Origin of the sequence: Limnochorda sp. L945t (assembly GCF_035593305.1) — a bacterium.
Taxonomy (GTDB): domain Bacteria; phylum Bacillota; class Limnochordia; order Limnochordales; family Geochordaceae; genus Carboxydichorda; species Carboxydichorda subterranea.
The window spans coordinates 2,290,957-2,306,163 of sequence record NZ_CP141615.1; the positions used below are offsets into that span (position 1 = coordinate 2,290,957).

Consider the following 15,207-nt stretch of genomic DNA (forward strand, 5'->3'; position numbering starts at 1 on the left):
CCCTCTTCCTGAAAATGCATAGCCAATGGAGCCGGCACGAGCAGGAGCAAGACCGAACCAACTCGAACATGTCCCCATGCTTCCGGCCGAACGGTATCGCCGGATCCTGCAACAACTCCAGGAAGCGGGTCGGGTCTCGGCGACCCAGCTGGCCCGCTCCATGGGCGTCTCGCTCATGACGGCGCGGCGGGACCTCAACGCTCTCGCCGAGCGGGGCCTGGTCGTCCGCGTGCACGGCGGTGCGCTGTTGCCCGACAGGAGCCTCTTCGACGAGCCCATCCGGACCAAGCGCTCGCTGCACCCGGAGGCCAAGCGCCGCATCGCCGAGGCAGCAGCCGGCCTGGTGCGCCCCGGGCAGACGGTCATCCTGGATGCCGGCACCACCACGCAGGCGGTGGCCCGCGCTCTCCTTCACCGGCGGCCGTCGGGGTTGACGGTGGTCACCAGCGACCTCGACATTGCCCGGGCCATGGGGGAGGAGCCCCGCTTCCGGGTGTTCTGCGTCGGGGGCCTCGTGCAGCCGAGGGTGCTCGCCCTCATGGGGGACCACGCCCTGGCGTTCCTGGAGGGAATCCATGCCCACCACGCCTTCATCGGCACCGACGCCTTCGATGTCCACGCCGGGGTGACGACGCGCACGATGGAAAAGGTCCGGCTCAAGCGGGCGATGGTGAAAGCCGCGAAGGAGGCCACCCTGGTGGCCGACTCCAGCAAGTTGGGGCGGGTCCTGCTGGCCACGGTCAGCCCCCTTTCCGCCTTCCGGCGGATCATCACCAACCGCCCGGCCGGGGAGAAGGCGCAAGAGCCGGGGGATCCGGAGCCCATCGAGGCGCTCCGGCAGGCAGCCGCGGAGCAGGGATTCGAGCTGGTGCTCGTTTAGCCGCTCAGGGGCTCTTGCATGGGCACGGCCCGTACGCAGGGCACAGAAAGGTGGGGCCATGACGTATGCCCGCACATGAAGGGGTCACACGCCCGCTCATCGGGATCACGCTGGGCGATCCGGCCGGGATCGGGCCCGAGATCGTGCTCAAGGCGCTGGGCCATCCCGAGGTGTTCACATGGTGCCGGCCGGTGGTCTACGGCCAGCGCCAGGCCCTGGAAAGGGCCGCTGCCTGGCTACCCCGGTCTCCCCGGATCCGCGCGGGGGCCGGCGCTCGGGAGGTCCTCGAGAGAGCAGATGCGGTGGGAGCAGACGCCGACGGGTTGGGGGTGGTCGCGCTCGTGGAGGTTGCCGGTGCATTCCCGCCCGACGTGCCGGTGGGACAGGTCAGCGCAGCCGGGGGCAAGGCAGCGTTCGCCTACGTCGAGGCTGCCGTCCGGGACGCCATGGAGGGGACGCTCGACGGCATCGTCACGGCTCCCATCCACAAAGAGGCGCTGCACGAGGCGGGAATCCCGTTCATCGGGCATACCGAGATGCTGGCCGGGCTCACGGGAAGTGCGGAGTCGTACACGATGTTCATGACCGGGCCCCTGCGCATCTTCTTCGTGACCCGGCACGTGTCGCTGCGCCAGGCGTGCGATCTCGTCACGACGGAGCGGGTGCTGGAGACGGCGCGGGCGGCGGACCGCTTCCTGCGCCGGTTGGGCATCGAGCGGCCCAGGCTCGCGGTGGCCGCGCTCAACCCCCACGCGAGCGACGGCGGCCTCATGGGTCACGAGGAGCAGCAGGCCATCATCCCGGCCGTGGAGACGGCCCGGCGGGAGGGGCTGCACGTGGAGGGGCCCGTGCCGGCCGACTCCGTTTTCCACCGGGCCATCCAGGGGCATTTCGATGCGGTGGTCTCGCTGTACCACGACCAGGGGCACATCGCCGCCAAGACCTACGACTTCGACCGAACGGTGAGCCTGACGCTCGGATTGCCGTTCTTGCGGACGTCGGTGGACCACGGCACGGCGCTGGACATCGCCGGCACGGGGAAGGCTCGAGAGATCAGCATGCTGGAGGCGATCCGCGTCGCCGCCCAATACGCCCGGCCGTGGAGGGCCGGCCAGGCACAGGGCCAGGCTGGTAGGGCTGCCCGGTCCTCCGGTGGGGTGTACCGTCATGATCGATAACGGTTCCCGTCCACACCACCATCACCGGGACGCAAGCGGCGGCTTGCCTCCCTTCGGGGTCGTGGTCGCCGACGACCTGACGGGGGCCAACGCGACGGGCGTACTCCTGGCGCGGCAGGGCCTGCGTGCGCTGTCGGTGATGGACCCGGGCCCCGAAACCCTGCGATGGGCCATGGACTGGATCGACCGGGGCCCGAGGCCGGGCGTGCTCCTCTTCAACACCGCGTCCCGCTCGATCGAGCCCGCGGTCGCCGCCGCTCGAGTGCGCCGGACCCTGGCGCCGGTCATCGAGCACCGCACGCCGGTCCCGATCGTCGCCAAACGCATCGACAGCACCGCCCGCGGCAACCTCGGCGCCGAAGTGGCCGCCGCCCTGGACGTGCTCGGGCCCGAGAGCTTCGCCGTGGTGACGGCCGCCTACCCGGCCTCGGGGCGCACGGTGGTGGGAGGGTACCTGCTGGTGGAGGGCACGCCGGTCACGCGCACGGGCGCGGCCCACGACCCGCTGGCTCCCGTGCGCTGTTCCCACCTGCCCACGCTCCTGCAGCACCAGCAGCCCGGCGAGGTGGCGCACGTACCCCTGGGCAAGGTCATGGAGGGTGCCAGGGCCGTCGGCTCGGCCATCGTCGACGCGTTGTCGGCGGGGCAGCGTACCATCGTGGCGGATGCCGTCTCCGACGAAGACATCGGCGTGCTCGCCGACGCCACGGTGCACGTGGCGACCCAGCTGCACCTCCGTGCCGTTTGCGCGGACCCCGGCCCATTGACGGCAGCGGCCTTGGCGCGGCTTCTGCCGGCCACTGCTCCATCGGAGACACCCCGAGCCGTGGGCGAGGTCGCCGCCGCCCTCGAACCACGCGCCCCCTCGAGCCCGGTCCTGGTGGTGGCCGGCAGCACGACGGAGCTCACCCGGCGCCAGCTCGCACGCCTGGAGCGAGAGTTGGGGGTTTCGCTCGTGGTGGCGGATGCCGGGCTGCTCTCCTGTGAAGTGACTAGTAAGCGTTCTCAAGAAATCCAAAGGCTGGCCCGGCATCTGTCGGAGCGCGGCCACCATCCCGTCCGAGGCATCCGCACCATCGGGGACGATGCGCACGCACTCCTTCAACTACCCCCGCGCCAGCAGGCGAGGCTTCTAGAAGCGGTCGGAGAGGCGGTCCGGCAGGCGACAGAAGCGATCGTACGGCGAGAGGGACGGCCACCCGCGGGTCTTTACCTGAGCGGCGGGGACGTGACGGCGGCGGTCGTGCGTGCGCTGGGCGCCGTCGCCATCGAGCTCGTCGATGAGGTGTTGCCTCTGGCGGCGCTGGGGCGGCTCGCGGGTGGACCGTTTTCCGGAGTGCGGGTGGTGAGCAAAGGTGGTCTCGTAGGAGGTGAGGATGCGGCCGTTTCGTGCGTCCGGAGATTGATGTCACCATAGATGCGCCTGTTGAGGGCAGGAAAGGACGGAGAGTCCTATGCAGACTCCGCCGGTAGCAGGCTGGCAGCTGATCGCTGCGCTGATCGTGGGAGTCGCCGTTCTCGTCTATCTCATTTTGAAGACGCGGGTTCACGCGTTCCTCGCCCTGATCCTGGCCTCCGCCCTCACCGGCCTGTTGGCGGGGATGGATCCCGTGGCGGTCGGCAAGTCCATCACTAACGGGTTTGGCAACACCCTCGGGAGCATCGGCATCGTCATCGGCTTCGGCGTCATGATGGGCCGCCTGCTCGAGGTATCCGGCGCCGCCCAGCGCATGGCGCAGACGTTCCTGCGCTGGTTCGGCAGAGGCCGTGAGGACGCGGCCATGGCGGCGACCGGGTACGTGGTTTCCATCCCCATCTTCTGCGACTCGGGCTTCGTCATCCTCTCCCCTCTGGCCAAGGCACTCTCCCGACGCACCGGCCGGTCGGTGATTACCATCGGGGTGGCGCTGGCGGTCGGCCTGGTCGCCACGCACCACGCGGTGCCGCCGACGCCGGGCCCCCTGGCGGTGGCGGGGATCTTCAACGTCGACGTGGGCCAGATGATTCTGGCAGGGCTGCTGTTCGCCATCCCGGTGACCGTGGCCGGCGTCTTCTATGCCCGGTGGTGGGGCCGGCGCCTCTATCAGATCCCGGACGCGACGGGGCTCGGGTGGCAGCGGGTACCCGCAGAGGCCGCAGCCCAGGCAGCTGCTGCAACGGAAGCGGCCGTCGAGGCGGAGCAGGAGCAGCGGCTGCCCGGCACGGCGGTCTCGTTTGCCCCCATCGTGGTACCCGTCGTCTTGATCCTCCTCAATACCGTGTTGACGGCTATGAAGGCCACGGGTAGCTGGGCCACGGCGATCATCTTCCTCGGTAACCCGGTCATCGCCGTGGGCATCGGCTTGCTGATCGCTCTGTGGAGTCTCCTGCCCGGCGTGTCCCGCAAGGACGTGCTGCGCTACATGGAGGAGGGCGTGAGCTCAGCCGGCATCATCATCCTGGTGACGGGCGCGGGCGGGGCGCTGGGCCAGGTGCTGCGAGACAGCGGCGTCGGAAACTACCTTGCGAGCTCCATCGCGACGACGGGTATCCCGGCCGTGTTGCTGCCCTTCCTGGTGGCGACGCTCGTGCGGTTGGCCCAGGGCAGTGGCACCGTGGCCATGATCACGTCGGCCTCCATCACGGCGCCCATCCTCGCCAACCTCCACGTACCGCCGGTGCTCGCGGCCCAGGCCGCGGCGCTGGGCGCGATGGTCTTCTCGTACTTCAACGATAGCTATTTCTGGGTCGTCAACCGGCTGCTCGGCGTGGAGGATGTGAAAGAGCAGGTCATGACGTGGTCGGTGCCGACCACGATCGGGTGGGGAGTCTCCCTGATCACCCTGCTCATCGTGTCCGCCGTCTGGTAGCCACCCATCAAGGCCCGGGGCCGGCGCGGGCAGCGCGCTCGCATCGGCCCCGGTACTATCGTGCAAACCCACCCCACGCCGTGCGTCGCGGCCCCCTACACTCCCATGAGGCTGGACATCTGGCGGCGGACCTGCTCCACCCCGGCCCGCTCATCGCCCTGCCCCTCGAACTCGATGGAGAGATACCCTTGGAAGCCTGCCCGCCGCAGCTCTTCGGCGACGGCCTGCCACGGGACCTCGTCGCCTCCCTTGACGTGGGCGTGCACCGCCAGGCCGGCCAGGAGCCGTACCGCCTGGAGCGGATCCTCGTGGGCGAGGACGAAGTTGGAGGGGTCGAGGTTGAGCCGTAGCGCCGGAGAGTTGACCGAACGCACGATGTCGAGCAGCTGTTCGCTGCGCCCGGCCAGCTTCCCGTGGTTCTCCAGGGCCAGCACGACCCCCGCCTGCCGGGCGTAGCCGGCGCACTCCCTCAAGCCCTCGATCACCCAACCCCGGGCATCCTCCCACCGCACGTCCGGCTTGAGATCGCCGGAAAAGACCCGGACCACCGGCGCCGCCAACCGTACCGCGGTATCCACGGCCCGCCGCACCCGCTGCACTTGCTCCGCCCGGCGAGCCGCATCTGGCCAGGCGAAGTCGTTGGTAGCATCGTACGCGGCCACGACGAGCCCCGTCTGGTCGACGAGCGCCCGGATCTCCGGCACCTCCCGGGGCTCGTCCTTCCAGAACACGTCCAACAGCTCCACCGCACCAAACCCGGCGCCTCGTGCCCAGCGCACGAACCCGGCCACGTCGAGGCGACCAGCGTACGCCTCCCGGTGCAGCGACCACATGCTCACCGCGCTCTTCATACGGCCACCCTCTTTCCGGTGCGATCCGACGCGTAAGCGGCCAGTACGACCTTCAGCGCCTCCCTGCCCGCGACCCCGTCGGGTTCCGGCGTCAGCCCTTCCCGGACGCAGCGGGCGAAGTACCGGTGCTCCTCGGCGAAAGGATCCCCTGCTTGCAGGCCCGGCTGGAGCCATCCCGTGAGGCCTTGCCATGCCGCGCCCGGCACGAACAGCCGCACAGGAGTGCGATAGTCCACCACGATGCTCCCGTCCGTGCCATACAACTCGTAACCCATCACGCCTTCATGCGTCGACCATCCCACCTCGATGGTGCCGATCGCCCCGTCTTGCAGGCGCAGGGCCAGATGCGCCACACGGTCGACTTCGCCTCCCGGCTCCACCGTCGCGAGCACGGCGCTCACGTCGCCGACCTCCGAGCCGCTCAGCCACCGTACCAGGTCCACTGCGTGGATGCCCATGTCGAGCAAGGCACCGCCGCCCGCCCGATCCGCCCGCAAGAACCAGTCGCTCTCGGCCGGCCACGCGACGTACGGCCCCCGGTGGGCGAACCGAACGCGAAAGCTCAGGATGCGCCCGATCGCCCCCTCCCGCACCAGCCGGTGCACTTCCTGGTTGAACGCATAGAACCGGTGGGTAAACCCGACCATGAGCACGCGCCGGCTCGAACGGGCGGCCGCCACCATCGCGTCGGCATCTTCCGCCGTCAGGGCCATCGGCTTTTCGACCAGGACGTGCTTCCCCGCCTCGAGCGCCAGGAGCGCCTGCCGCGCATGAAGGTGGTTGGGTGTGCAGACCACCACCGCCTCGATCTCCGGGCGAGCCTCCAGCATCTCCTCCAGAGAGCCGTAAGCCGCCGGCACTCCGAACTCCTGCGCGACCGCTTCTGCTCTCTGCCGCTCGACGTCCGCCACTGCGGCCACTTCGGCGGCACCCGAACGCTTCACGGCCGCCAGGTGCGCCCTGCGAGCGATCGCTCCCGTGCCTACCACACCGAGTCGCACCAGATCTGTCGTCGCCATGGACCTCCGCGCACTCCCCTTCACCGTGACTGCAGCCACCGGGCGTATGCCCGGTACAGCGCCACCGAGCTCGGGTGGCCCGCCGTGGCCGGGCTGTCCGGCGGGTTCATCAGGCCAAGGTACTGGTAAGCGAGGATCCGGTCGACATAGCGGGACGCCGCGCTGAGCTGGGCGAGGATGCGCTCCCACGGCGCGGGCACCAGAGGGCTGCGGTATACTGGCCCCTCGAACCGGAAGAGTTCGACGTCGGCCCAAAGCGGCAGCCGTGCCCGGTCATGCAGCCTGCGCAGGCGCGCCCAGATGGCATCCAGTTCGTCGACCCGTGTCTTCTCGACTCCCACCTCGTCCTGGTAAGCGATGTAATCCACTTCGAGCGCTCGCAGCTGTTCGACGAAACGCCGGTCGTCCGCCACGGTACGGGTGCCGTAAGGGGCAATGAGGACCGGCTTGCCGGGAGCCGCCTGCCGGCAACGTTCCGCCATGGCTCGCGCGTAGAGGACGTACGCCTCCGGGAAGTGGCCCTGGATGGGAGCCTCGACCGGCAGGTACCATCCGGAGAACCCCCGGTGATGCCCGTACCGGCGGGCAAGCTCCAGGGGGACGTGCTGGCGGCCCAACTGTTCGCGAGGATCCTGCGAGGCAAAGTCGCCGGTATGCTCGCTGAAAAAGCCAACCCCGAGGAATACCCCAGCGCCGCTTTCATCCGCCGCTCGCAACACGGCCTCGATGGGGTCGGCGCAGGCCAGGGGCGTCCAGCGCTTGCGCATGACCTCGGAGGGGTAGAAGGCCTCGCCCCGCAGGGCCACCGACGTTACCACGAGGATGCGCATGCCGACGGCCGTCATCTCGTTCACCTTGGCCTGCCACTGCTCGCAGCTGAACAGAGCGGTCTGGCCGTTCCAATAGTCGCCGTCGTGAGGATTGGGATGGTGGAAGTCCAGCCAGCTGCCTTCGATCGCCCTGATTTCGTTCATGGGTTTCGCCTCCGTGACCGCAGGGAGGATGGCCATGGCCGCGGCCAGCTGCATGAGGCGGCGCCGGCTCAGCGCCAATGGCATCAAGGTGCCTCCTCCGCCGGAGCCAAGGGACCGGGACCTACCTCGAAATACCCCGAGACGCAGTACGCCGACAACCGGCGGCGCCACTGCGGCAGCTGGTGCCCGGCAGCGACCAGGAACATGCAACTCGCCCGGACTTCGTCGACCTCCAACGGCTCGCCGGTCGCCGGCATCTTCTCCAGCTCGACCCACTGCCCGTCGCGGAAGGTGCCAACCACCACGGTATCACCCGCGCCCGGCCACCGCCATACCGTGCCCGTCGTGAAGGGCAAAGCGAGCACCGCCTCGCTGCGGCTCAGGTCCTGCCCGTCCAGCGCGACGAGGGCCAGGTGGGCGCTCGCTTCCACGAGCGGCCGTCCTCGCCACGTCACGGTACCCTGGGACTCCACGTGAGTCAGCTCTCCCCTGCTCGTGACGAAGACGAGCCCCGGCCGTCTTCGCTCGAGGTGCAGGCGGACGGCCTGCCCCTCCCCGGGGCGCACCTCGACCTCCCGGGAACCGGACCGGTGGAAGAGCACCCACAGTCGGCCGCCCTCGGCTGCAGGCGTCATCACGTGCAGGTCGGGTTCCTGGGGACTCACGGGCGGCTCGCCATCGACGCAGGCCCCGACGACGGCCCTGTACAGCTCGAAGAGCACGGGGCTCGACCGCCAGCCCGGCCAGCGGGCCTCGGTCGGGTCCGCGTTGTAGATCACCGTGCCGTCCCCGGCGGGCCGGCGGGTCACCACGGGGAAGCCCCCCTCGCCTGCGACCAGCGCCCGCGCGCCGGCAAGCTCGAGGTGCACGCAGGGCCGCCACGTGTCCTCCACGGCAGTGCCGGGGATAAGGGCACGAACGGCCGGCCCCGCCTCCCACTGCATGGGCGGGTACAGCCGGCGCACCAGGCGGGCGCCGATCAGGTCCTCCCATACGCTGTCGCGCCGCGGCTTGCGGTCCTCGTCGTACGACGGGTCGCCCGAGAGATAGACCGTACCTCCCCGACGGGCAAAGTGCCGCAGCCATTCCAGCGCCGTCGCGGGTGCCCCGTAGGCCACCGGATAGAGCACGACCCGTGGCTCGAAGGGCAGCGTGGCCAGATCCTCTTCGTCGACGGCCTGGAAGTCACAACCGAGGCTACTGAGCGCCATGCCCGCGGCGTACACCGCATTGACGGCTTTGATGCCGCCCGGCCCCATCCGGTTTTCCGAGGGCACCACCAGTACCACTCGGGGCGCCCGGTATGCCAGCGGCAGCGTGGCGAACAGCAGCGCCACGTTGCGCACCTCGGCTGCGATAGGCTTGGGGACGGGATCGTGGCTGTGAAAGACTCCCCACGGGAAGACCCATCCCGTCGAGTCCTGCAGTCCCCAGTGCTGGAGTTTGGAGGCCCCCCGCCCAAGCCCGTAATGCTGAACAGCCAGGAAGTGCTCCAGCTGCTCCTCCCGGGTACGCCGCACGAGGTAGTTGGCGCCCCATGCCTGGCTCGGGTGGGTCTTGCACCCGTACTCACCGAGGCCGGTGCCCTGCCCGTGGATGCGCCGGTCGATGAACGTGAAAGCGCCCGGAAGCAGATCGACGTCCAGGTCCTGGTCGCCCAGGGCGTTACCGTTGGCATGGGTGAGGCCGTCGATCGCCTGGCGCAGGTCGTTGGCTCCGAAGGGCAGGTTGAAGAACTCGTCGGTGGTGATGCGCCCGGGCGTGACGGAGCTGACCGCGTCTACCATACTGCGGTTCCAAAGGCGCCCCAGCTCCACCACGAACCGCACGCGGTCCCGGAGGCGGACGTCGTCCCACGGGGCCAGAGGGTTCCAGACCGGGTCGGGCCCGTCCGGCAACGCCTGGGACCATCCGCGGGACGGGTCGTAGGCTGGGCCCCAGGCTTCCTGCAGCCGGTCCAGGAGACCGTAGCGGCGCCTCAGGTACTCCTCCCATAGGCCCTGGAAGGCGGTCAGGGGGTGAAGCTCACTTCCCAGGTCGCCGTTGAAATAGAAGATGAGACCCGGCACGTCCCTCCAGTGAGCGGCCATCCTGCGGCAGAACTCCTGCTGTGCTTCCCGTTCGGCCCCCTGCGCCAGCACGTTGGTGAGCACCAACAGGCAGGGCATGTAAATCATCCGGAGTTGCTGCAGTTCCTGCACCAGGGCGTCCAGGCTCCGCTGCTGGCGCTCGGGGAACTGAAAGCCGCCGGGGATGTACTGCAGGTTTTCGTAAACCCGGTATCCGTAGTCCCGGGCCCTCAACAGCAGCCGGCGGCGCCGGGCCGGGTGGTGGAACGTCCCGAAGAAGATCTCTTCGTTGCTGTCCGAGCCCATGAGCACGACCCGGCGGCCGTCCAGCTCGAAGTAGTTGTCGCGAAACTGAAGCCGGGGGCCACACTCGAGCGCCTGCCGAGACTCGACCAGGATGCTGCTCTCCATGACGTCCCATGGCTCATCCGGGTCGCCCGCTCTCAGGTCCGCGGACATTCCTTCCGGGGAGTACCGCAGGCAGCACCGAATCGTGCGCAGGGTGCCCTTCCCCTCGGCCCACGGGATGGCAAACGTGACCTTGCGGGTGGCGCGAGCGGGCACCGCCACCTGCTGCTGCCCCTTCCACAAGACCGTCCCGGCTTCGTCGAGACACCGCACGACGAGGCTTCCCGCCCGTGATTTGCCCGAGGTGTTGTGGACGATGACGTCCACCAGCGCATCTTCGCCCCGGCGGGCCAGGTAGTGGTGCGGCCGTACCTCCTGCAAGAACAGCCCTTCGGTCAGGAAGGCGGCGACCCGGCACAGCCCCGGAAGCCGCCGTTCGTCCAGGAGATCGATGTTTTCGGTACCGAACGCGGCCCAGGCGGAGTGGGTGTACGGCCCTGCGCGGTGGATCACCAAAGCCGCGGCAGGTCCCCGCTCCTGACCGTACCGGTCGGACGCCTCCAGCAGCGGCTCCCACCGGGCGTCGTCGACCCGGGTCAGCCCGGTGGCGGCCCACCCCCGCACGCCGTCGGGCGGAGCAATCGTCCAGCCGGCGGCGTCGAGCAGGTGCAGGCTCCCTGCGGGTCGCACCGTCACGGCATGCTCCAGCCGGAAGTCCGCGTCGAACAAGCCGAGCTGGGTCGGCTTCAGAAGGATGCCGTCGGAAGGTAGTCCCCACCGGCCGTTGAGGAGCCCAGGGTCGGGTATGGGCACGATCCCGTAGCGCCGGAGTACATAGGCCCCCTCCACCATCTTGAGTCCGAAACGCAGCCGGGTACGGGCCTGCCGGTAGTGGGTCTTGAACGGCATCCGGAAGACCTGGAGTCCGCCGGCGCGCTCGAGCAACCGGGCTTCGAACCGGAAGAGGACTTCCCCTGAGGCATCCAGCTGTTCGATGGTGACCACCGGCTGCCAGAAGTAGTCGAGGCCCTCCCCTCTGCCCTCCACCACCAGCACGTACCACGAGCCGGCCTCCAGTTCGTAGAGGGCTTCGGCTTGCGGAACCGCCTGCAGGAAGCTGCCGAACGGATGCGCCTGCAGGAGGTACCCCTGCGCCTCTCCGTCACGCCGGGTCGGTAGGCTCTCCACCGTCGACTCGAGGGGAGCAACCACCGGCGCGCCGTCGAGCTCGACCTGCGGGGGGTAAGGCTGTTCCACCCATCCTTCCGCCTCCCGGCGCCAGATGCGGTCGAAGGCGTAGCCACCCAGGGTCATGAGTTTCCCTCCAGCCGCCAGAAAGCGCAGGAGGGCCGCCCGCGCGTGGGCGGGGTAGTGCGGCCCGTGGGTCCAGATCAGGAGCGAGACCCCGGCACCGGTGAGCGCATCCGGTCTCTCCAGGGCCGCCGCATTCCACGAGGCGACCTGCCATCCCCACGCCTTCAGGCGCGCGAGCAAGGCAAAGACCCGGCTCTCCTGAGGAGCGCCCGGGAACGACGGGTCGTAGAAGATGGCCACCGCACGGTCATCCAGAAGTGGGGGCCAGGACGAGACGGCGTCGAGACCTGCACCCCGGGCCCGGAGCGAAAACGCCTTCACCCAAAACCGGCCGGTGCCGTTGTAAATCCCGATGCGGAGTTCGAAAAACCACGCCTTCGGGTTGCGGGGAAGTTGCTGCTCGACCTGCTGCCACCCGCCGGGTTCCCGGAGTACCAGGACGGTCGCCTCGTCGACCGGATCACCGGAGAGGTCGAGCTGTGCCAGCCGGACATACAGGTGCCCCGGCGCCCGAGTGAGGTGGGCGACGTTGCCTCTTCCCGTGTACGGATGGAGACTGTCCAGCCGCACATGGCCCCGGAGCTCCAGGCGCTCGCAGCCCTCAGGGATGAAGCCCCACTGGGTGGCGGCCCCGGCGTGCTCGCTCTCGCCGTTCATTTGCTTCTGCGTGGGGTCGGCACCCAGGCTCATCGACCCGGGACCGCCTCCGGGCACCTCCGGCACGTACTCGCAGTTCTCCCCGAGCGACCAGCCGTGATGCTCCGTGAAAGCCCCATTGCGCAACAGTTCCACGACGTTCACCCCTCGATTGCCACGGGCTCGGCGGGTTCACCGGCATTGCCGTCGTCATCGACCGCCACGACCGAAAGGTGGCTCGGGACGAGACCGGTCCTGCGCTGTCTGAGCTGCTCCCACCACGACGTCAGGTCGCACGTGGTATCGTAAGTGGACGTCACGACCTCGGCCCGAGGAGGGCGGACCTCCGGGCCCCATCCCGCCAGCACCAGGTAACGCACCCCGGTGAACGGCGCCCGTTCAGGGACACCACGGACCACGTGGTTCTCGACCGAATAGTGCAGCCCAAACGCTTCCGGGGGAGCATCCGGCCGGAGAGCCGGTGGCGGGGTACCCTCCGGAGGCTCCCACCGCAGGCGGACACCCTGGCCGTCACGTACGAGCTCCGCGTGCCGGGGAGCAGGCACCGGGCCTCGCCGGGGGGAGCGATGGGCCACGCAGGCGGAGGGCGGGCCTTCGTCCCCACCGTCCCGGACGGCCGTCACCGCGTAGAAGTACCACGTACCCGGTTGTGCGCTCCGATCGACGAAAGCCGGGCCCTGGGCTTCACCCAGCAGGTGATCGGCTCGGGGCAACGCCGGGAACGTGCTGCTGCGGTACACCCGGTAGCCCGATGGCGGGGGCCCTTCCGGCGGCCTCCAGAAGAGCGCGATGCCATGGCCTTCCCCCTTCGCGGGGAGATCCTCCGTGAAGAGCACGGGCACGCGCCCTTCCGTGGCGGGGGTCGTGACCGTTTGCAGGGCGACCGCCCAGGGCGGCAGGGGACACGCACGCTCATCGAAGCGGGGCATCGCGTCGTCGCCCGCCAGGTACTGGGCAATCGCCCAGTCGATGACGGCATTGCACCAGCCCGACTCCATGACGTACGGGCCCCAGGCCGGGTCCTGCGGGCTTCCGTACCATTCCCAGTGGCGATAATCGAACGAGCGCTTCCACCCGCCGTCTACCAGGGGATCCTCCGGATCCGCGATCTGGATGCGGACGAGGAAGTCCGCCATCTTCTCGAACAGTGCACGGGCCCGCCCGTCGCCCGTGGCCCTGTACAACTGCCACAGCCCGAAGAGGGCGAAACTCTGCACGTACATGATGTCGGCAATGGGCTCGCCGTTTTCGTGGAAGACCGCGGAGTCGGCCACGAAGAGGTCCTTGTCCTCGTTGTCCCACTCCTGCAGCGCTCCTGTCTCGTCCGTGCGTCGCTCCAGGTATGCCATGCAATCCAGGGCCGCCTCGCGGGCCTTTACGGAAACCCGGCTCCACATGGCCAGGGGCAGGAGCGCCCGGGCATAGATCTCGGTACGGCTGACGTCGTAGCCGTAGCGGATGGGGTGGCTGGCGAGCATCAGCTCCAGCGCCCGCCACCCGTCTCGCAACAGCGAGCCGTCTCCCGTTGCCGCCCACGCATGGGGATAAAGGGCAACAGGCATGCCGTTGTAGTGGGGGACGACACTCGTCCCGGGAGACAGACGGCAGGGAACCGGCCCCACGGTGTTGAGCACGCTGCCGCGCAGGAAAAGGTAGTCGTGGCACCCCGCAGCGTTGAGCGTTTTCTGGAACGCGCGCACGGTGTCGAGCGCCCGACCGAACGTCTCGTCGCCGGTTTCCCGCAGGAAGACCATGCCGACCAACGATGCCCACGTATTGTCGTCGGTGAAGATGTTTTCCGGATGCTGGCCCGGGGCGAGCTCCCCCATCCAGTTCCAGAAGCCGAACGTGCCGACCCCTGCGTCCCGGTCCTGGTACCGCCCGTCGTAAAGGTGCTTCGCCAGGTTGCGGCCCACCCGCATCCAAGACTCGTCCCCAGAGGCCTTTCCGAAGGTCCAGCACGCGGCGGCGGTCTCGGCGATGCAGTCCGGGCGCAGATCCTTGCCAATGCTGCGGGTGTTGGATTCCACCCGTTCGTAAACGCCTCCCGTGCCGTCAGGTGTCACGAACAGGTTGCGGCGCAGCCACTCCAGGTTGCGACCCACGCTCTGTCGGTAGCGCACCTGCCGGTCGGAAACGTCGAGGCGGTAGTGGATCTGCTCACCGTCGGCCCACGTGGCCCGGAGCTCGTAGACTCCCGGCTCCCGGAGCACCAGCGGCTCGCTTTCGAAAGCCCTGGCGCCGGCCGCCCGCAAGGGGATGAGCTCCCAGCTATTCCCCGCCGCTTCGGGGAGGATCCGGCGAAGCTGCACGCGGTCCGGCGCGACGGCGGCCTCCACCCGCACCCGGGCCGGCTCACCGGGCGGCACCCACACCGGAGGGTCGGTCAGCAACCTGCGGTGTACCTCTTCGAAGCTGCGGCCGGATCCACCAAGAGCCTTGACCAGGTTGAAGGCGAGCCGCTCCCAACGTTCTCGCAATACGAAGCGGTCGTCACGGTACCGGGTGAGCAGCAACGTCGCGTAGTAGACGCCGTCCCGCGGGCTGATCAGTGCCGGATGAGGATCCCCGACTCCCACGCGCCCGAAATGGACCCGATAGGTGCCCAGGACCTCTGCCAGCACCAGGAGTACCCCGGGGCGGCCGGCCAGCTCACCCTCGAGGAAAGGTGCGCCGTACGGGTCGAGCAGGTCCATCGGCTCGAACCCGTCCGCCACCGGGCTCGACCCCTGCCAGACGACGAGGCGCCGCACCGACCGTTCGGCACGGGTGCCACGGGCGCGGAACCCTACCAGCTCGGCAAGGCGCTCGTGGGTCCACCCTTCGACGTACAGACGGCCCCCGGCCTCCACGTACCCCGCCACGGCGGCTGCCACGTCGTCCGGAAGGGTTGCTCCCAACTGACTGGACAGCAGCAACAGGCCGTCGAAGCGGGCCAGAGCCCGGGCGGAGCGAAGCGTGTCGCTTTCTACCTCTTCCCACATGCCGCCCAGCCGGTCGATCCACGTCCCGAAGGGAAAGGGCGCACCGTTGTGCCAGACGCCCAACCGCACCGCTGACAGCCTCCC

At 69.2% G+C, this 15,207-nt stretch carries 9 protein-coding genes; 4 read left to right on the forward strand and 5 right to left on the reverse strand.

The window, feature by feature from the left end; all coding sequences use genetic code 11:
* The first annotated feature begins 76 nt into the window (after positions 1–76).
* The 4 genes from U7230_RS10635 to U7230_RS10650 all read left to right on the forward strand — a co-directional run bounded on the left by U7230_RS10635 (position 77) and on the right by U7230_RS10650 (position 4,907).
* Positions 77–880, forward strand: a complete 804-nt coding sequence (locus U7230_RS10635; RefSeq protein WP_324715819.1) for a DeoR/GlpR family DNA-binding transcription regulator — start codon at positions 77–79, stop codon at positions 878–880.
* Positions 881–945: 65 nt separating this feature from the next.
* A complete protein-coding gene (pdxA, locus tag U7230_RS10640; RefSeq protein WP_324715820.1) occupies positions 946–2,058 on the forward strand; it encodes a 4-hydroxythreonine-4-phosphate dehydrogenase PdxA in 1,113 nt (370 codons plus the stop codon).
* Entirely contained in the window at positions 2,048–3,475 is a 1,428-nt protein-coding gene (locus tag U7230_RS10645; protein WP_324715821.1) for a four-carbon acid sugar kinase family protein, read from the forward strand. Before pdxA ends, U7230_RS10645 begins: the two co-directional genes overlap by 11 nt.
* 37 nt (positions 3,476–3,512) lie before the next feature.
* Positions 3,513–4,907, forward strand: a complete 1,395-nt coding sequence (locus U7230_RS10650) for a GntP family permease (protein WP_324715822.1) — start codon at positions 3,513–3,515, stop codon at positions 4,905–4,907.
* Between the two features lie 95 nt (positions 4,908–5,002).
* Here the strand turns inward: U7230_RS10650 and U7230_RS10655 are convergent, their stop codons facing one another.
* The 5 genes from U7230_RS10655 to U7230_RS10675 are packed head-to-tail and all read right to left on the reverse strand — an operon-like array spanning position 5,003 to position 15,192.
* Positions 5,003–5,758 carry a sugar phosphate isomerase/epimerase family protein gene (locus U7230_RS10655; protein ID WP_324715823.1) on the reverse strand — a complete coding sequence of 252 codons (756 nt, stop codon included), beginning with the start codon at positions 5,756–5,758 and terminating at the stop codon, positions 5,003–5,005.
* The gene (locus U7230_RS10660) at positions 5,755–6,777 is read right to left on the reverse strand and encodes a Gfo/Idh/MocA family protein (protein ID WP_324715824.1); all 1,023 of its coding nucleotides are present in this window, start codon (positions 6,775–6,777) and stop codon (positions 5,755–5,757) included. Before U7230_RS10660 ends, U7230_RS10655 begins: the two co-directional genes overlap by 4 nt.
* Before the next feature lie 20 nt (positions 6,778–6,797).
* A complete protein-coding gene (locus tag U7230_RS10665; protein WP_324715825.1) occupies positions 6,798–7,835 on the reverse strand; it encodes a DUF4434 domain-containing protein in 1,038 nt (345 codons plus the stop codon).
* Entirely contained in the window at positions 7,835–12,283 is a 4,449-nt protein-coding gene (locus tag U7230_RS10670; RefSeq protein WP_324715826.1) for a hypothetical protein, read from the reverse strand. Before U7230_RS10670 ends, U7230_RS10665 begins: the two co-directional genes overlap by 1 nt.
* Positions 12,280–15,192, reverse strand: coding sequence for a hypothetical protein (locus U7230_RS10675; RefSeq protein ID WP_324715827.1), 2,913 nt, complete (start codon positions 15,190–15,192; stop codon positions 12,280–12,282). The genes U7230_RS10670 and U7230_RS10675 overlap by 4 nt, the downstream gene beginning before the upstream one ends.
* Positions 15,193–15,207: the final 15 nt, after the last annotated feature.